The organism is Sphingomonas sp. PAMC 26617, from assembly GCF_000242835.1.
Lineage (GTDB): Bacteria > Pseudomonadota > Alphaproteobacteria > Sphingomonadales > Sphingomonadaceae > Sphingomonas.
This window is the reverse complement of sequence record NZ_JH594425.1, coordinates 2657009-2675198: the sequence shown is the minus strand read 5'-3', so window position 1 is coordinate 2675198 and position 18190 is coordinate 2657009. Positions and strand designations below refer to the sequence as shown.

The window sequence follows — 18190 nt, the reverse complement described above, 5'->3', positions numbered from 1 at the left end:
TGAAGGGGAGGGGCTTTGGAGTGTCCCCAACCGCTCCCACGCCAGCCGCATCCACCATCGCCTGCGCATCCTCATACGCGAGGTTCGCCGCAAGCCGCACCACGGCGCGCGTAAAGCGCCAGCTCTTGAGCGTCCCGTCCTTGCCGACCCGCAAATGGCACGCCAGCGCCGCACGATCGACGCCCTGCTTTAGCGAGCACATCTCCGCCGACAGGCTCTCGGGCAGCATCGGCACGACGCGGTCCGGAAAATAGACGCTGTTCCCCCGCCGCCGCGCCTCGCGGTCGAGCGACGAACCGGGGCGGACGTAGAAGGACACGTCCGCGATCGCGACGATCGCCTGCCAGCCGCCATCGTTCGCGGGGTCGTCGTCGGGCATGGCCCAGACCGCATCGTCGTGATCGCGCGCATCGGCCGGATCGATCGCGACGATCGGAAGATGCCGCAGGTCCTCGCGGTCGTCCCCCAGCGGCTGGCGCGCGACGCGCACCGCCTCGTCGAGCGTTTCCGCGGAGAACACGTCGGGGATGCCGAGCTTGTGGATCGCGATCAGCGAGAAACTGCGTGGTGCGAACGGATCGCCCAGCACCTGGGTCACGCGCACCGTGATCCGCGGCGGCCGCCCCGCCTTCTCGGCCAGCACCAGATCGCCCGCCTGCGCACCGCCCGCGTCGGACACCGCGAACTCGGACCGCTCCTTCTTTTCCACGCCCTGCAGCCACATGCCGCCGGGCTCCTGCCGCAGCACGCCGAGCACGAGCTCCTCGCCGCGCGGGAGCACTTTCATCGGGATCGCGATCCAGCCCTGCCCGGCTTCCTCGGTCCGCGCGAGCACGCGGTCGCCGATCCCGAGCGATCCGTTCTTGCGCTCGCGCACGCGCAGTTTCGGCGCAGGGGTGTCGGCGTCCCACCGTTCCGGGACCGCCCAGATATTGCCGCCGTCGTCGACGTCCATGACGCGCAGGACGGTCACCTTCGGCACGCCCCCCATCTTGTGGAACGCGCGGCCGGGGGCGCTGTCGATCAGCCCCTCGTCGGCCATGTCCTTCAACAAGGCCTTGAGCAGGATCTTGTCCTGCGCGGTCAGCCCGAAGGCGCGTGCGATCTCGCGCTTGCCGGCGGGGGTGTCGGAGGTGGCGATGAAGTCGAGGATCTGCTCGCGGGTCGGCAGACCCTTTGGGATGCTAGGGGTACGCTTGGGCATGACCCGACCATAGGGCAGCGACGCGCCGATGCCAGCCATGAAAACGCCGCCACCCGGGGCTTACTCCAGGCGGCGGCGATGAGGTGGGCGGAACACAACCGCCTTTACATGTCGCGTTACGCGATCAGAACTTGCCCCGCAGCGTCACGCCATAGGTGCGCGGTTCGGCGAGATATTGCGAGAAGATCTGCCGGCCACCGGGATATTGCGGGTCTACGAACGGCGCGCTGGTCGTGCCCGCCTGGAACGGCGAGTTGAAGGCGACCTGCGCGTAATTCTTGTTGAAGATGTTCTGCCCCCAGAACTCGACCGACCAATGCTCGTCCTTCCCGCGCAAACCGACGCGCGCGTTGAACAGCGCGAAACTGTCCTGCGCCTTCTGCGGGAACAGGTCGGACCCGGTGTTATAATTGTCCGACAGACGGCTATCGATATAGAATAGCGCCGAGAGACCGCTGTCGCCGATCTTGGGGGTCCAGGCGACCGAGCTCGTCACGACGATCTTGGGCGCGTTCGACAGCGTCCTGCCCGGCAGCACGCGCAGTGCGGGATCGAGCGGCGCGCCGCTGCTGTTGCCGACGACATTGTTGCGATACTTGCTCGACTGATACGTCCCGCCGAGATTGACGCGCAGATCGCGGATCGGGACGAGCGACGCCTCGAGCTCGACACCCTGCGACAGCACGCCGTAGCCGACGTCCCCGCTCGGGCAGCTTCCGGTGGTCGCGCTGAGATCGCGGTCTCCGCCGTTCAGGCCGCTGGTGCAGCCGTTGATGTTCTGGACGAGGAAGACCGTGCCGTTGAAGGTGTTGAGCTGGAAGTTGCTGAACTCCTGGCGGAACGCCGCCGCCGACAGCGTGAACGGCCCGGTCCCGTATTTCGCGCCGACTTCGTAGGACGTGACGGTCTCGGGATCGAACTGCAGCTTGTTGACCAGCGCCTGCGCGCCGCCGACCGAGGCGAAGGTCGTCGTCAGCACGCCGTTGGAAAGCTGGATCGGGTTCTTGAGCGCCGAGCGATCGAGGTTGAACCCGCCCGCCTTATAGCCCCGCGAATAGCTGCCGTAGAGCAGCATGTGGTCGAACGGCCGCCACGACAGGATGCCGGTTCCGCTGAAACGATCCTCGCTGCGCTTGCTGTTGATCGACACGCCGTTGAGCTCGGCGGTCGAATTGCCCTGGCACGACAGGCCGACCAGGCCTTGCGCCACCGCCCCCAGGGCTGCGTTGGACAGGAGCGACGTCAGCGCGGCCTCGTTGGCGACGCACGCCGTATTGTCGTTGCCGAAGGTCGCCGCGAACTTCTTGGTCTCGTTGGTGTAGCGTACGCCCAGCGTGACATCGAGCCGGCTGGTCAGATGGAAGATGTTGTGCGTGAAGATCGCATAGTTGCGGCTGTTCTGGGTGTAGCGATCGAGCGTCGAGCCCTTGTCGTTGATGCTGTCGAGCCGGTCGAACGCCGCATAGATCAACGGCGAGGCGGCACCGAACGCCGCGGGTCGCGCGCCGAGGCAGCCCGGCGAGGTCGGCGAGTAGAGCGCGGCAAGGCCACCGCCCGACACGATCCGGCACGTCGCGAACCGGCCGTACTGGCTGCCGAACCGCAGATTGTCGGTAACGGTCAGGTCCTCGTTCGCGAAATAGCCGCCGACCAGCCAGTCGAGCTTGTTGTCGAACAAATTGCCCTGCAACCGCAGTTCCTGCGTGAAGGTCTTGAACTGGCGCGCCGAATTGCCGTCTGCCGCACGGTACAGAATGTCGACCTGGCTATAGTCGGTATCGGACCCCTGATCGCTCTTATATTCGCGATACGCGGTGATCGAGGTCAGGTTGATCCCGCCGAGACGCCAGTCGATCTGCCCCGAAATGCCCTTGTCGGTCGTGATGCCGCCGAAGCTGCGTCCCGGGCTGACACTCACATTGCGGTCATAGCCCGCGTTGGTCAGCTTCGACAGCGGCTGCCCGAGATCGCGCAGCACGTTGATGATGTTGTTGCCGGTGGTCTGAAGCGGCGACAGCGGGGTCGACGGGTTGTTGAGATTGCCGACGGAGGGATTGACCGAATTGTCGACATAAATTGCGGCGCAGCAGCGTTCGTTGCGATGCGTGTAATCGCCGATCAGCCGCAGCGAAAAGTCTGCGCTGGGCTGGTACAGGATTTGCCCGCGGATGAAGTAGCGGTCGCGATTGTTGATGTCGATCTTGTTGGTCGGGTCGTTATAGAACCCCTTGCGGTTGACGTAGACCGCATCGACCCGCGCGGCGATCGTCTGCGTCAGCGGCACGTTGACCGCGCCCGCGAGGCGGTAATAATCGTAATTGCCGTAGGTCGCCTCGCCGTTCGCGCCGAAGGTGAAGCTCGGCTTCTTCGAGAAGACGTTGATGACCCCTGCGGACGCATTGCGCCCGCCGAGTGTCCCCTGCGGCCCGCGCAGCACCTCGACCCGGTCGATCTCGCCGAGCTCGTTCAGACCAATACCCGCGCGCGAGCGGTAGACGCCGTCGATGAACACCGCGACCGAGCTTTCCAGCCCGGGGTTGTCGCCGACCGTGCCGATCCCGCGGATCCGCGGCGAGCCATTGGCTTCGGACCCGGTGGAGGACATCAGCAACGATGGTGCGAGCTGGCTCAACTGGCGAATGTCGTTCGCGCCCGAATTGGCGAGCGAACTTGCCGAAACCGCCGACACCGCGACCGGCACGTTGGCGAGCAACTGCGCGCGACCCTGCGCGGTGACGATGATGTCCTGCCCGGCATCGTCTTGGCTGTTGGTGGTTTCGCTGGCCTGCGCGGGTGCAGGCGTGTCCGCAGGTGGGGGCGCTTGCTGGGCGAGGACGGGACTGGCCGTCCCGATCGCCAGAGCAGAAAGCGCGCACGCCACCAAATACCGCGTATTGGGCATCTTTATCTCTCCCCGGATCGGAGCGCTGATCGGCTCCGTACCCTATCCTCGAATGCCCCTTGCAGAACGTGCCGTCAAGCACGGAAAACCGCTTGTTGACGCGATGTGACGGCTGTGTTGCAGAAAAGACATATCGGGAATGCGTCCGCTACGGCCAGAACGAACCTTCTAAACCATGTTCATCCCACGGCATCGTCCGAACGGATGAGAGTCGCTCAATAGCCGTTGAGCCGCGCGAACCGTTCGCGATGGAAAGCGGCATTGCCCCACATCGATTCGAGCACGCGCGCGCGCTTGATGTAGAAGCCCGCATCGTAATCGTCGGTCATCCCGATCCCGCCATGCAGCTGGATCATCTCCCGGCTCATCAGGTTGAGCGTATCGCTCGCGATCGCCTTCGCCAGACTGACCGACTGGTCGAGATCCGACCGCCCCGCGTCGATCGCCTCGAGCGCGCCCTCGACAGCGGAGCGCATCAGCTCGAGTTCGGTGAAGAGTTTGGCCATGCGGTGCTGAAGCGCCTGGAAGGTCGACAGATGCTGCCCGAACTGGGTGCGCGTCTTGAGATAGTCGTTGGTGGTATGGAACGCCTGTTCCGCCATGCCGAGCATTTCGGCGCAGGTAATTGCGGTAGCGCGATCAACCACTTGCTGGCTGAACTTCGAATCGCCGAGGCGTTCCGCCGGCGCGGCGTCGAAGCGGATCTCGGCGTGGCTGCGCGAATCGGCCATCACGCGCGTGCTGCGGGATACGCCAGCGTCGCCGGGGACGAGATACAGTCCGTCCGCTGCCGCAACGACGAACAGCGTCGCGCTGTCGCCCTCCGCGACGAACGCCTTGGTCCCGGTCAGCTTGCCGTCCACGACCTGCGTGGCGAGTCCATCGACTGAATGTACCGGCCCCTCGTCGACCGCAAGCGTCGCGACGACTTCGCCGCTGGCGATCCGCGGCAACCAGTCGTTCCGCGCTGTATCGGAACCGCCCAGCACGATCGCGCTCGCCGCTGCGGCGCTCGCGGCGAGCGGAGACGCGGCAAGATTGCGTCCGAGTTGCTCCAGGACCAGCCCCAGCGAGAGATAGCCGAAGCCGGTTCCGCCGAAGTCCTCGGGGATCACGATCCCGGCAAGCCCCATCTCCGCCAGCGTCGACCAGGCGGCGGGGTCATAGCGTTCTGCAGGCTCCGCGCCGCGCATCTTGCGGAACGCGGAGACGGGCGATTCATTGTCCGCCCATTCGCGCACCATGTCGCGCAGCATCGTCTGTTCGTCGTTTAGTACGGCCATGTCGCTATCCCCCGATGATAGTGGTGAGAAAACGGGGGAGAATGGCTTCAGCCATCCTTCACCCCGCCCCTCTCCGGCGCGCCGCGCATCGCGGCCGCCTAACTGGAATTATTGGTGATCCAGCATCCCGAGGATGCGCTTGGAAATCACGTTGTTCTGGATCTCGGTCGAGCCGCCGTAGATCGACACCGCCTTGCCCCACAGCCAGGTCCGGGTCTGTTCGAGCTCCGCGTCGGTGAAGCCGTCGCCTTCCCAGCCGAGCCCGGCCATGCCCATGATCTCGATCGACAATTCGGCGCGATCCTGGGTGATCCGCGCACCGACGTTTTTCATGATCGACGTCGCGGCGGACGGCCCCTGGTTGGACTTCGCCTCGAGCGCGGCACGCCGCAGCGTCAGCGCAAAGGCGCGCGCGTCCATCTCGTGGCGGACGATCCGCATGCGGAGATCGCTGTCGTTGACGCGCCCCTGCTCGTCCGTCCCGCGATAGTCCTTGGCGAGCGCGTTGACCGGCTTGCCCGCGAACAGGCGAGAGGCCGACCCGCCGCCCGACAGACTCGAACGTTCGTGCTGCAACAACCGCGTGCCGATTTCCCAGCCCTGCCCCTCGCGCCCGACGAGATTGCCCTTGGGCACCTTTACGTCGGTAAAGAAGGTCTCGCAGAACGGCGACTGGCCCGAGATCATCCGGATCGGCTTCACGTCGACGCCGGCGGCGGTCATGTCGAGCAGCAGGAAGCTGATCCCGCCGTGCTTCTGCGTCTTGTCGGTGCGGACGAGCGCGAAGCACTTGTCCGCCCACTGCCCGCCGCTGGTCCAGGTCTTCTGACCGTTAACCACGTAATGGTCGCCCGCATCCTGGGCAAAGGTCTGAACGTTGGCGAGATCCGACCCGGCATTGGGCTCGCTATACCCCTGGCACCAGCGGACTTCGCCCTTGGCGATCGCGGGGATATGCTCGCGCTTCTGTTCGTCGGTGCCATATTCGAGCAGCGTCGGCCCGAACATCATCACCCCCATCCCGCCGATCGGGTTCCACGCGCCGATCCGCGCCATCTCTTCCTGCAGGACGCGAATCTCGGGCTTGCTCAGGCCACCACCGCCATAGGCGACAGGCCAGCCGGGTACGCCCCAGCCCTTCTCGCCCATCGCCTTCTGCCACGCGATTTCGTCGGCGGACGGATCGCTCGGGCCTTCGAGCGCGGACATCGCATTGTCCTTGCCCTTGAGCGCGGGCGGAAAATTCTCCGCAAGCCACGCGCGCGCCTCGTCGCGGAAGGCGTCGAGCGCAGTCGCTGGAGTGTCGAGTTCGGGCGCGGTTGCCATGAAACCTGTCCTTGGTTGCAAAAACTGAAGATCGGGTATGGCGGCGCGATGCCATAGTTTCGGGAAAATGGGAAGGGGAGGTACGCTCTTTTCCTCCAGTCCTGGCACGCTCCCCTTCGCCGTCATCCCGGGCTTGGCCCGGGATCCACCGCGGTTTGCATGCGACCGCGGCAGCACGCGCGCTGCGGTGGATGCCGGGACGCGCCCGGCATGACGAAAGGGTAAACAACCCGTCGTTCCGTCAGCGTGATGAAAAGAGTCGCGCGCGCGCAAACTCCGCGTAAACTCCGCATCCCGGGGGGGACCTGCGAAATGCCAGCAACCAATCGTGCCATGCCGATCGTGCTCGCCGCCGTGCTGATCGATACGATCGGCTTCGGCATCGTCATCCCGGTGTTCCCGACGCTGCTGCAACATCTCGGCCATATCGACCTCGAAGCCGCGACGCGGGTGGCGGGGTACATGCTCGTCGCCTTCGCGCTCGCGCAGTTCGTTGCGGGGCCGGTGCTCGGCAACCTCAGCGACCGTTTCGGGCGGCGCCCGGTGCTGATCGCGTCGATGCTCGCATTCGGGGCGGACTATGCGCTGATGGCGGTCGCGCCGTCGCTCGCGTGGCTGTTCGTCGGGCGGACGGTCGCGGGGATCGCGGGCGCGGTGTACGGCCCGGCGAGTTCGGTGATCGCGGATGTCACCCCGCCCGACCGCCGCAGCGCCGCCTTCGGCTATATCAGCGCGGCCTTCGGGATCGGCTTCGTGATCGGCCCCGCGATCGGCGGGCTGCTGGCGGGGTTCGGCCCGCGCGCGCCGTTCATCGCGGCGGCGCTGCTCGCGCTCGGCAATGCCGCAGCGATGGCGGTCGCCATGCCCGAGACGCACAGCCGCGAGAACCGCCGTGCCTTCCGCTGGCGCGACGCGCATATCGTCGGCGCGTTCAAGCCGTTGTTCGCGATCCGCATTGCCGCGCCGCTGCTCGCGGCATGCTTCGTCTACCAGCTCGCGCACATGGTCTATCCGGCAACCTGGGCATTCTGGGCGACGATCCGCTTCAACTGGAGCCCGACTGCGATCGGGTGGAGCCTCGCCTATATCGGTCTGGTGATGGCGGTGATGCAGGCGGCGGTGGTCGGCCCGGTCATCGCGCGGATCGGCGACCGGCGCGCGCTGGTGATCGGGCTGGCGGCGGATGCAACGGGGTTCCTGCTGTTCGCCTTCATTGGCGCGGGGTGGCAGGCCTATGCGATCATGCCGCTCGCGGCGCTGTCAGGGTTCGTCGGCCCGGCGGTCAACGGGCTGCTGTCGCGGATGGCCGGCCCGGAGCGGCAGGGCGCGTTGCAGGGCGGGCTGGGCAGCCTCGGGAGCATCGCGACGATCATCAGCCCCTTGCTGATGACGCAGGCGCTCGCGGCCGGGCTCGACCATGGGTTCGTCGGCGCGGCGTTCCTGCTCGCCGCCCTGCTCGCCTTCGCCGCGCTGATCATCGTCCTATGGAAAGTGCTGGACCGTGTCGCGCCCGCGCCGGACGCGATTGCGGAGGCATGACGACTGCCCCATGTCCCGAGCGACATTACAGGAGCGCGCGCATGATCGACCTGCATTACTGGCCCACGCCCAATGGCCACAAGATCACGCTGTTCCTCGAAGAGGCCGGGGTCGACTATCGCATCGTGCCCGTCAACATCGGGACCGGCGCGCAATTCCAGCCCGATTTCCTCAGGATCGCGCCCAACAACCGGATGCCCGCGATCGTCGATCACGCGCCCGCGGATGGCGGCGAGCCCGTGGCGATCTTCGAATCCGGCGCGATCCTGCTGTATCTGGCGGACACATACGGCAAGTTCATCGGCACAGACCTGCGCAGCCGGACCGAGACGGTGCAATGGCTGATGTGGCAGATGGGCGGGCTCGGCCCGATGCTCGGGCAGAACCACCATTTCAGCGGCTATGCGCCCGAAAAGATCCCCTACGCCATCGACCGCTACGTCAAGGAAACCAACCGGTTATACGGCGTGCTCGACCGACGGCTGGAGGGGCGCGACTTCATCACCGGCACGTACTCGATCGCCGACATGGCGGCCTATCCGTGGATCGTGCCCTATGAGCGGCAGGGGCAGAAGCTCGAGGATTTCCCCAACCTCAAGCGCTGGTTCGAGGCGATCGCGGCGCGACCCGCGACGGTCACCGCCTACGCGAAGGGAGCCGAGGTCAGCGAGCAGAAGCCGATGACCGAGGAAGCGAAGAAAATCCTGTTCGGGCAGACCGCGACGACGCGGTAGGGGGGCTTCCCTGCCCACCCCAAACCCATCCGTTCGTTTCGAGCGTAGTCGAGAAACCTGGCACAGCGCGGGTTTCTCGACTTCGCTCGAAACGAACGGATGGCGGGAGGCATGCGTGACACCGCGTGGCTTTCGAACATGCCGTATGGCGTTCCACCCCCATCTCCCCTAGCAGACTCGAACTTCCGGATTCCGAAACGAGGCTTCATGACCGCCGCCGCCCTCCTCGCCAGCGACTTCGCCACCCTCCCCGACCTGATCCGCGCGCACGCGCAGGAACATGGCGACAAGGTCGCGCTGGCCGAAGCGGGGGGAGAGATCGACTATGCCGCGCTCGATGCGCTGATGGACCGGATCGCCGCGGCGCTGCAACGCGACGGGGTGCGCAAGGGAGCGGCGGTCGCGATCCTCGGTTCCCCCAGCATCGACTATGCCGCCGTCTTCCTGGGCGCGCTCCGCGCCGGCTGCGTCGCCACCCCGATCGCTCCGTCGGCCACCGCGGAGTCGATCGTCGCGATGATCGCGGATTGCGCCGCGCCGATCACCTTCATCGACGCGGACGCCGCCGCCGCGATGGGCGGGCACCGCATTCCCGGCAAGCTCGTGCATCTCAAGTCGCTCGGCCACTGGATCGCCCCCGAGGGCGCGCGCCCGCAACCGGTCGAGATCGCGCCTGAAGACCCGTTCAACATCATCTATTCCTCGGGCACCACCGGCACGCCGAAAGGCATCGTCCAGAGCCACGCGATGCGCTGGGCGCACATCAACCGCAACGAGGCCGCGGGGTTCGCGCAAGCCGTCACGATCATCGCGACGCCGCTCTATTCCAACACCACGCTGGTCAGCTTCCTGCCGACGCTCGGCTGGGGCGGGACGGTCGTGCTGATGAAAAAGTTCGACGCGCGCGGCTTCCTTCAGCTCGCCGAACGCCACCGCGCGACGCACACGATGCTCGTGCCGGTCCAGTACAGCCGGATCATGGGCCTCGCCGATTTCGACCGGTTCGACCTGTCGAGCTTCGCGTTCAAGACCTGCACCAGCGCGCCTTTCTCCGCCGCGCTCAAGGCCGACGTGGTCGCGCGCTGGCCCGGGCTGCTGGTCGAATATTACGGCATGACCGAGGGCGGCGGCACCTGCCTGCTCGTCGCCAACGCCTATCCCGACAAGCTCCACACGGTCGGTCGCCCGGTCGAGGGGCATGACATCCGGCTGATCGACGACGACGGCAACGAAGTCCCGCAGGGCGAGATGGGCGAAGTCGTCGGCCGCTCGCCCGCGATGATGACCGGCTATCATGGCCGCGCCGAAGCGACATCGGCGGCGGAATGGTTCGACGCGGCGGGCAACCGCTTCATCCGCCACGGCGATGTCGGGCGGTTCGATGCGGACGGGTTCCTGACGCTGCTCGACCGCAAGAAGGACCTGATCATCTCGGGCGGATTCAACGTCTATCCGACCGACCTCGAGGCCGTGCTGTCTGGGCATCCCGCGGTGGCGGATTGCAGCGTCATCGGCATGCCATCCGAAGCGTGGGGCGAGACGCCGGTCGGTTTCTACGTGCCCCACACCGGGGTGGATGCGCGCATCGACGAGATCCTCGACTGGACCAACGCGCAGCTCGGCAAGACGCAGCGCCTCTCCGCGCTCCACGCGATCGACGAGTTGCCCCGCAGCGCGATCGGCAAGGTGCTCAAGCGCGAGCTGCGCGAGCGGCTGCCGGCATGACGCCGATCGCCGAGATCCTCGCCGCCGCCACACCGGTCGACAATGGTTTCCGTGCGGCAGTGCCGACCGACTGGCTGCAAGGGCGCACCGCTTATGGCGGCCTGTCGAGCGCACTCGCGCTCCACGCGGCGCAAGGCGTCGAGCCAGATCTTCCGCCACTTCGCTCTGCGCAAGTGTCGTTCATCGGTCCGCTCAGCGGCGACATCACCGTCACCGCGACCAAGCTCCGGCGCGGCCGGACCGCGGCGTTCATCCAGGCGGATATCACCTCGGACGCGGGGCTCGGCTATCGCGCGATGTTCGTGTTCATGGATGGGCACCCGTCGCGCGTCGACTTTCAGGGGGCCTTGCGCAAACCGCTTCCGCCGCCTGCGGCGGACGCCACGCTCTACACCGGCCCGGACGAGTTCTTCACCGGAAACTTTAATTTCCTCGACCTCAAGCAGGATGGCGACCGCGATCTAGGCGCAGCGGAATGGCTGCGCTGGGCGCGACTGCGCGACCACACCGGTATCGACCCGATGGTCGAGCTGATGGCGATCGGCGATGCGCTTCCCCCCGCCGCGTTCAAGTTGTTCGGCAAGGATTTCGTGCCGCTCAGCTCGCTCACCTGGATCGTCAACCTGCTCACGCCCACGCCGCGGACGACCGACGGCTGGTGGCTGCTGTCCGCCCGATCGGACCATGCGGTCGCGGGCGGATCGAGCCAGACGATGATGGTGTGGAACGCGGACGGCGAACCCGTCGCGCAGGCGATGCAGAGCGTCGCGATCTTCGGCTGACGGCACGGACGGTACTGCTCCAACGCGAAAGCAGGGGCGCAGGAACGCGGCTCCGCTGTCTCCGACGCTACACTTTGATACAGTTTGGCGGATTGTCGACATACGACCGCGACAGCTACCCTCGATACCGTCGACGATACCGATGCGGGCACGACGCCCTGGAAGGAAACCGCAATGCGCACGATGCTCCTGACGGCGACGATCCTCGCAACCCTCGCGCCGCTCGCCGCGACCGCGCAGCAGATGCCGCGCGCAATCGCGCCATCGACCACGCCGCAAGCCGCCGCCCCCGAACGTGCGCCGATGGCGGGAATGCTCCGCGCGGATACCAATGGCGACGGCAAGATCTCGCGCGCCGAGGCGGATGCGCAGGCGGGCCAGCGGTTCGACCGGCTTGACCTCAACCACGACGGCTTCCTCGCCGCCGACGAGATGACCGGCCCCGGCGCGCGGATGCTCGGCCGCGCAGACGCCGACCATGACGGCAAACTGTCGCGCTCCGAATATCTCGTCCAGGCAGGCAACCGTTTCGACCGGATCGATGAAAACCGCGACGGGACGATCACCCCCGCCGAAATGCAGGCCTGGACCGAACGCGCCCGCGCCATGCAACGCGGTGCCCGCTCCGACCCCGCCGACGCGATCGCCCCTGCCCCCACCCCGGCCCGTCCGGCGCAGTAGCGCGACGGGCCGGCCTTCCTTGAGCGGAGCATCATGCTAAACCCCGATCCGATGGGAGATACGCCGCATCTGCTGCTCGTCGACGACGAACGCTCGATCCGCGAACCGCTTGCGCAATATCTGACGCGGCAGGGCTTCCGCGTGACTCAGGCGGGCGACGCCGAGGGCGCGCGTGCGCGGATGAACGCCTATGCGATCGACCTCGTCATCCTCGACATCATGATGCCGGGCGAGGACGGTCTCAGCCTCACGCGCCACATCCGCGAGACCGGCGAGATCCCGGTGATCCTGCTCACCGCGCGGACCGAGGAGACCGACCGGATCGTCGGGCTCGAGATGGGCGCGGACGATTACGTCGTGAAGCCCTTCTCCCCACGCGAACTGGCAGCGCGCGTGAAAGTCATCCTGCGCCGCGCCGCCGCCGGTGGCACCCGCCAGCATGCGCCGGAGGCGGGCTCGTTCGCGTTCGCCGGCTGGGTCCTCAAATCCGGCGAGCGCACGCTGGTCGACCGCGACGGCGTGTCGGTCCCGCTGTCGACCGGCGAGTACAACCTGCTGCACGCGCTCGTCACCCGCCCGCGCCAGGTGCTCACGCGCGACCAGTTGCTCGACCTGACGCAGGGCCGCGAGGCTGCCGCGTTCGACCGCGCGATCGACAATCAGGTCAGCCGCCTGCGCCGCAAGATCGAGGCGGACCCCAAGGCCCCGGACCTCATCAAGACCGTCTGGGGCGGCGGCTATACGCTGGCCGCCGAAGTCACGCGGCTTTGAGGCTGCTCCCGCGCAGCCTGTCGGGGCAGATGGCGCTGCTGATCGCCGCCGCCTTGTTCTTCGCGCAGGCGATCAACTTCACGGTCTTCCTGCAGGACCGGCGCCAGGCACGGATCGACCAGGCGACCGCCCCCGCCGTCGCGCGGATCGTCGATGCCGAGGAGCGGATCGCGGCGGGGCGGCTTCCCAACGATCACAACCGGCGGCTGCGCCTGCTCGCCGCCTCGCCCGTGCCCCCCGGCGGCGTGCGCAGGAGCGAGGTCGAACAGGCGCTGCGTACCGCGCTGGTCGAGGCCGGGGTCCGGCCGGGCCGGATCGAGACGCAGGTCATCCCGCTGACGCGAGACAATCCGCGACTGCGCTTCATCAGCCACGACCGGGTCGAGCGGCTGCTCCGTGATGGCGGCGAGTTGGTCGTCGCGGTCGAACGGCCCGACCACCGCTGGCTCGCGCTCAACCTGCCGTGGATGCGCAACGATTCGGGCATAGTGTGGCGGCTGATCGCGCAGACGCTGATCCTGTACGCGATCATGCTCCTCCCGCTGCTATGGGCCGGCCGCCGCATTTCGCAGCCCTTGCGGCACCTCGCACAAGCGGCGCGGACGTTCGTGCCGGGCGAGGTCGACGTCCCCGTCGCCGAACGCGGTCCGCACGACGTGCGCGACACGATCACCGCGTTCAACGCGCTCCGGCTCCGCGTCACCGCGATGCTCGACGAAAAGGACCGGATGCTCGGCGCGATCGGGCATGATCTGCGCACGCCGCTGGCGGCGCTGCGTGTCCGCATCGAGTCGGTCGAGGACGATACCGACCGCGAGAAGATGGCCGAGACGATCGCCGAGATGAACAGCACGCTCGACGACATCCTGTCGCTCGCGCGGCTCGGGCGCCCGAGCGAGCCGCCGACCGAGGTCGATCTCGCCGCTCTGGTCGATGCAGTGGTCGAGGATTTCCGTGATCTCGGCAGCGACGTGGTGTTCGAGGAAGCCGCGCGGCTGCGGATGCGGCTGCGCCCCGGCCTGATGCGCCGCGCGGTGCGCAACCTGATCGAGAATGCGCTGAAATATGCGGGGGCCGCAGAGGTCAAGGTGACAGCCTTGCCGCATGCCGTGGAGATTGCAGTGTGCGACCGTGGCCCCGGCATTCCGGCGGAGCGGTTCGAGGACGTGTTCGACGCCTTCACCCGGCTGGAAACCTCGCGCAATCGCGGGACCGGGGGAATCGGTCTGGGGCTCGCGCTAGCGCGATCGATCGTCCGCGATGCCGGCGGCGATATCGCGCTGGAAAATCGTGCTGGCGGCGGGCTGGTCGCGCGGATCACGTTGCCACGTTAAGCGCCGATGCGGCGTTGCCTGCGACTTCATGCCGTTACCAGCACCGCCCGCGGTCGCAACCCGATCCGGAATTCGCGATCGATCTCTTCCGCCCGCCGCTCATGCATCGCGCTATGCGTGTGCGTCGCAATCCGATCGCGGGCATTGAGGCCATATTGCAACGCGCAATCGGGGTCGGCGAGCGCGTGTGTCATCGCTGCGGCGAGGCTCCTGGAGTCCCCGGTCGGGACGAGCCACCCGGAATGGTCCCGCGTCACGAACCCGCAATTGCCCGTCGTCGCGGATGCGATGACGGGAACCCCGCGCGCGAACGCATCGGCGATGATGCGCGGCTGTTCGTCCGACAGGGTGGGTACGACGAGCGCGGTGTAGCGGTCGAGCGTCTCGAAGAAACCGGGCCCATAGGGGATCGACTCCAGCAACCGCACCCGTTCGGGAAATTGCTCCGCGATCGCTAGGCAATCGGCGCGCCGATCGCCCTCGCCCAGAATGTCGACCACCACGTCGCTTTGCGCGATTGCGGAGAGCAGCACGTCGATGCCCTTCGCCGACGACAAGCGACCGACGAACAGCAACCGCGCGTCGGGACGTTTCTGCCGCGCGAGGATCGTCTCCCGCGACAGGATCGTCGCGTCATCGATCCAGGTGGCCGGCGAAACGGATTTGTACCCCCGCGCCCCTTTTCCAAGCTCCGCCGCATACGCGTCCGTCGTGAAAAACGTCGCCGCCGCCCACGTCACGCAGAGCCGGTTGGCGGCCTCGAACACGCGGGCTTTGAGGCGCGCCGCCACCCCGGCCGTTCCGGGTACGACGCGCCAGAAGCTCGATTCGACCACAATCACGAGGAATCGTCGGCGGATCCGCGCGATCGGCGCGGCAATCCATCCCAGTGGAAAGGGCCAGCCGGCAAGCCCGGTGTGGACGATCTCATGCTGCCCGATGACACGCCAGAGCAGTGCCGCAATCCGGGGAATCCGAAGAACCACGCCGCGGGACAAGGGCCCGACGTTCAGGATCGTCAGCCTGTCGTCACAACAGGCGAGCCAGTCCGCCGGCGGACGAAGGTCTCGCGCGGGACAGACGAGCGTCAGCGCCTCGATGCTTGCCAAATGCAGCATCAAGTCCTTGTGCCACAACGGATCGGCCCAGTACCGGCCGTCCCAGAAGGCTAATTCTATATTCAGAATCAAGGCATACGATTGATGGATCACGAGAGCACCGGCACCAGCTAGCTCCGATATAGGCTGCCGGTTCACGACAAGCGCTGTGTTTGATCGACATTACACATACGCTTGCACCGCGACTTTACACTCTGCTCACACCTGATTGCGCCTACCATCATGCTCTACGCTGCGAAAGCGCGTATTTGGCCGTAGGACGATTGGACGAGATGACCGTCCCCGCTCAACCGCCGCGTTTCCGTTTCACCCGCTCACGTGCATAATCGCGATTGCATCCGCCTTTCCGCCGAACGCTACCGTCTCGCCCACCTCCGCGCCGATCAATGCGCGCGCGAGCGGGGCCTGGAAGCCGATCCGGCCCGCCGCGGGGTCCGCCTCGTCACCGCCGACGATCTGGACCGTGCGTTCGGTTCCGCCCAGTACAAAGGTCACCTGGCTGCCGATGCCGATTTCGCCCGGCGCGGGAGGGCCGACGACCTCGGCGGTCGTCTGCCGGGTGTGCCAGTACCGCCGGTCGCGGAGCAACGCGACGCGGTCTTCCTCGGATGCCTGGTCCAGCGCGGCATCGATCCGCGCGACTTCGGCATCGATCAGCGCAAGACCATGTTCCGTCACCAGATTGGGCCCCGGCGCGATCGGCCGTTCGAACTTGGGCTCGAGATGTTCCTCGTCGCTATCACGACGAAACGCTACGCTCATTGGGTGGTCCTCATACGGTCATCATCCGGCCTCGGGCCGCGAATGTCCACCAGCGCACCCTGCCCCAATCTGCCCCCCCGATCTGCCCCCCCCATCTGCCCCTTGGGTGCGGCGCAACATTCTGCTACGCGGTCGGGCATGCTGAACATCAACGGTATCACGGTGCGCCTCGGCGGGCGCGCCATCCTCGACGGCGCGAGCGCGGCCTTGCCCCCGAAAAGTCGTGTCGGGCTGATCGGACGTAACGGCGCGGGGAAATCCACGCTGATGAAGGTGATGATCGGCCAGCTCGAACCCGACCTCGGCGAGATCGAGATGCCGCGCGGCACCCGCATCGGCTATATCGCGCAGGAAGCCCCCTCGGGCACGACCACGCCGATCGAGCAGGTGCTCGCCGCCGATACCGAGCGCGCGGAATTGCTGATCGAGGCGGAGACCAGCCAGGACCCCAACCGCGTCGGCGAGATCCACGAACGCCTGATCGCGATCGACGCCTACACCGCCCCCGCGCGCGCCGCGCGCATCCTCGTCGGCCTCGGCTTCGACGAGGAAATGCAGGGCCGTCCGCTCGACAGCTATTCGGGCGGCTGGAAAATGCGCGTCGCGCTCGCGTCGCTGCTCTTCTCCGAGCCTGACCTGCTGCTGCTCGACGAGCCGTCGAACCATCTCGATCTCGAAGCGACCTTGTGGCTCGAGAACTTCCTCAAGTCCTATCCCGCGATGATGGTCGTCATCAGCCACGAGCGCGATCTGCTCAACAACGTGGTCGATACGATCCTCCACCTCGAGGGCGGCAAGGTCCATCTCTACACCGGCGGCTACGACAGTTTCGAGCGCCAGCGTGCCGAGCGCGTCGCACAGCTCGCCGCCGCCAAGGCCGCGCAGGATACGCAGCGTGCCAAGCTCAGCGAATATATCGCCAAGAACAGCGCGCGCGCCTCGACCGCGAAACAGGCGCAGAGCCGCCAGAAGATGCTCGCCAAGATGCAGCCGATCGCATCGATGGCGGAGGATCCGACGCTGTCGTTCGAATTCCCGTCGCCGGAGGAACTGCGCCCGCCGCTGATCACGCTCGACATGGCAGCGGTCGGTTATGCGGAAAAGCCGATCCTCCAGCGGCTCAACCTCCGGCTCGATCCCGACGACCGGGTCGCGCTGCTCGGCCGCAACGGCAACGGCAAGACCACGCTCGCCCGCCTGCTCGCCGCGCAATTGCCGACGATGGACGGCGAGATGAACGCCAGCGGCAAGATGCGCGTCGGCTATTTCACCCAATATCAGGTCGAGGAACTCGACGGCGACGACACTCCGCTCGAACATATGACGCGGATGATGTCGGGCAAGACGCCAGGCGCGGTCCGCGCGCAGCTCGGGCGGTTCGGTTTCTCGGGCGTCAAGGCGACGCAGAAGGTCGGCAAGCTCTCGGGCGGCGAGCGCGCACGCCTGGCGCTCGCGCTGATCACGCGCGACGCACCGCACATGCTGATCCTCGACGAGCCGACCAACCATCTGGACGTCGATGCGCGCGAGGCGCTGGTGCAGGCGCTCAACGCCTATGACGGCGCGGTCATCCTCGTCAGCCACGATCGCCACATGGTCGAGCTGACCGCCGACCGGCTGGTGCTGGTCGATGGCGGCACCGCCAAGGAATATGCGGGCAGCATGGAGGATTATATCGCCTTCGTGCTCGCCGGCGACGGTGGCGGCGAAGGCGCCAAGTCGAAGGCGGTCAAGAAGGACGACAAGCCGCAGATTTCGGCCGCCGCGGTCGCTCTCCAGAAAAAGGCGCATGAAGCCGAGGCTTTGGTCGCCAAGCTGACCAAGCAGCTGAACGCGGTCGACCGCGCGATGGCGGATCCTGCGGCGGCGGAAGCATGGCTCTCGCGGATGAACCCGGCGGAACTGGCCAAGCAACACGCGCAGATCAGCAAGAAACTCGGCGCGGCGGAAGCGGTGTGGTTCGAGGTAAGCGAGTCGCTGGAAACCGCATGAGGGGTTGAGGGGCGGGGTTCGGCCCTCGCCCGGCGGT

General features: G+C 66.8%; 14 protein-coding genes. 8 read left to right on the top strand and 6 right to left on the bottom strand.

All coding sequences use genetic code 11. The features are described 5' to 3' along the window. From RH91_RS11835 to RH91_RS11820, 4 genes are all read right to left on the bottom strand, one after another. On the bottom strand, positions 1–1204 hold a 1204-nt coding region (locus RH91_RS11835; protein WP_157137010.1), incomplete at its 3' end, for an RNB domain-containing ribonuclease. A gap of 124 nt (positions 1205–1328) precedes the next feature. After that, positions 1329–4106: a TonB-dependent receptor gene (locus RH91_RS11830; protein ID WP_010162974.1), complete on the bottom strand. Its 2778-nt coding sequence runs from the start codon at positions 4104–4106 to the stop codon at positions 1329–1331. Positions 4107–4321: 215 nt separating this feature from the next. After that, positions 4322–5389, bottom strand: coding sequence for an acyl-CoA dehydrogenase family protein (locus RH91_RS11825; RefSeq protein ID WP_010162972.1), 1068 nt, complete (start codon positions 5387–5389; stop codon positions 4322–4324). 108 nt (positions 5390–5497) lie between these two features. Beyond that, positions 5498–6715 carry an acyl-CoA dehydrogenase family protein gene (locus tag RH91_RS11820; protein ID WP_010162971.1) on the bottom strand — a complete coding sequence of 406 codons (1218 nt, stop codon included), beginning with the start codon at positions 6713–6715 and terminating at the stop codon, positions 5498–5500. A gap of 312 nt (positions 6716–7027) precedes the next feature. Here RH91_RS11820 and RH91_RS11815 point away from each other — a divergent pair, with 312 nt between their 5' ends. The 7 genes from RH91_RS11815 (at position 7028) to RH91_RS11785 (ending at position 14281) form a co-directional block, all read left to right on the top strand. Then, positions 7028–8254: a TCR/Tet family MFS transporter gene (locus tag RH91_RS11815; protein WP_029623807.1), complete on the top strand. Its 1227-nt coding sequence runs from the start codon at positions 7028–7030 to the stop codon at positions 8252–8254. A gap of 41 nt (positions 8255–8295) precedes the next feature. Beyond that, positions 8296–8988, top strand: coding sequence for a glutathione binding-like protein (locus RH91_RS11810; RefSeq protein WP_010162969.1), 693 nt, complete (start codon positions 8296–8298; stop codon positions 8986–8988). A 207-nt stretch (positions 8989–9195) separates the two neighbouring features. Further along, positions 9196–10713: a class I adenylate-forming enzyme family protein gene (locus RH91_RS11805; RefSeq protein ID WP_010162968.1), complete on the top strand. Its 1518-nt coding sequence runs from the start codon at positions 9196–9198 to the stop codon at positions 10711–10713. Continuing rightward, positions 10710–11495: a thioesterase family protein gene (locus RH91_RS11800; protein WP_010162967.1), complete on the top strand. Its 786-nt coding sequence runs from the start codon at positions 10710–10712 to the stop codon at positions 11493–11495. Before RH91_RS11805 ends, RH91_RS11800 begins: the two co-directional genes overlap by 4 nt. Before the next feature lie 174 nt (positions 11496–11669). Further along, complete coding sequence (locus tag RH91_RS11795; protein ID WP_029623806.1) at positions 11670–12176, top strand: EF-hand domain-containing protein; 507 nt, start codon at positions 11670–11672, stop codon at positions 12174–12176. A 51-nt stretch (positions 12177–12227) separates the two neighbouring features. Further along, a complete protein-coding gene (locus RH91_RS11790; protein WP_010215999.1) occupies positions 12228–12947 on the top strand; it encodes a response regulator in 720 nt (239 codons plus the stop codon). 29 nt (positions 12948–12976) lie between these two features. Beyond that, positions 12977–14281 carry a sensor histidine kinase gene (locus RH91_RS11785; RefSeq protein WP_010215998.1) on the top strand — a complete coding sequence of 435 codons (1305 nt, stop codon included), beginning with the start codon at positions 12977–12979 and terminating at the stop codon, positions 14279–14281. 26 nt (positions 14282–14307) lie between these two features. Here RH91_RS11785 and RH91_RS11780 read toward each other — a convergent pair whose 3' ends face one another. Together RH91_RS11780 and RH91_RS11775 are read right to left on the bottom strand one after the other, a co-directional pair. After that, positions 14308–15399, bottom strand: coding sequence for a glycosyltransferase family 4 protein (locus RH91_RS11780; protein ID WP_037479378.1), 1092 nt, complete (start codon positions 15397–15399; stop codon positions 14308–14310). Between the two features lie 306 nt (positions 15400–15705). Next, positions 15706–16161: a GreA/GreB family elongation factor gene (locus RH91_RS11775; protein WP_010162961.1), complete on the bottom strand. Its 456-nt coding sequence runs from the start codon at positions 16159–16161 to the stop codon at positions 15706–15708. Between the two features lie 138 nt (positions 16162–16299). On the opposite strand from RH91_RS11775, the gene RH91_RS11770 reads away from it, so the two are divergent. Further along, entirely contained in the window at positions 16300–18153 is a 1854-nt protein-coding gene (locus RH91_RS11770) for an ABC-F family ATP-binding cassette domain-containing protein (RefSeq protein ID WP_010162960.1), read from the top strand. The last annotated feature ends 37 nt before the right edge of the window (positions 18154–18190 follow it).

Coding starts and splice junctions, on each gene's coding strand:
- RH91_RS11800 (WP_010162967.1), top strand. CDS start 10,710: ATGACGCCGATCGCCGAGATCCTCGCCGCCGCCACACCGGTCGACAAT.
- RH91_RS11810 (WP_010162969.1), top strand. CDS start 8,296: ATGATCGACCTGCATTACTGGCCCACGCCCAATGGCCACAAGATCACG.
- RH91_RS11830 (WP_010162974.1), bottom strand. CDS start 4,106: ATGCCCAATACGCGGTATTTGGTGGCGTGCGCGCTTTCTGCTCTGGCG.
- RH91_RS11770 (WP_010162960.1), top strand. CDS start 16,300: ATGCTGAACATCAACGGTATCACGGTGCGCCTCGGCGGGCGCGCCATC.
- RH91_RS11805 (WP_010162968.1), top strand. CDS start 9,196: ATGACCGCCGCCGCCCTCCTCGCCAGCGACTTCGCCACCCTCCCCGAC.
- RH91_RS11785 (WP_010215998.1), top strand. CDS start 12,977: ATGGCGCTGCTGATCGCCGCCGCCTTGTTCTTCGCGCAGGCGATCAAC.
- RH91_RS11795 (WP_029623806.1), top strand. CDS start 11,670: ATGCGCACGATGCTCCTGACGGCGACGATCCTCGCAACCCTCGCGCCG.
- RH91_RS11815 (WP_029623807.1), top strand. CDS start 7,028: ATGCCAGCAACCAATCGTGCCATGCCGATCGTGCTCGCCGCCGTGCTG.
- RH91_RS11820 (WP_010162971.1), bottom strand. CDS start 6,715: ATGGCAACCGCGCCCGAACTCGACACTCCAGCGACTGCGCTCGACGCC.
- RH91_RS11790 (WP_010215999.1), top strand. CDS start 12,228: ATGGGAGATACGCCGCATCTGCTGCTCGTCGACGACGAACGCTCGATC.
- RH91_RS11825 (WP_010162972.1), bottom strand. CDS start 5,389: ATGGCCGTACTAAACGACGAACAGACGATGCTGCGCGACATGGTGCGC.
- RH91_RS11775 (WP_010162961.1), bottom strand. CDS start 16,161: ATGAGCGTAGCGTTTCGTCGTGATAGCGACGAGGAACATCTCGAGCCC.
- RH91_RS11780 (WP_037479378.1), bottom strand. CDS start 15,399: ATGCTGCATTTGGCAAGCATCGAGGCGCTGACGCTCGTCTGTCCCGCG.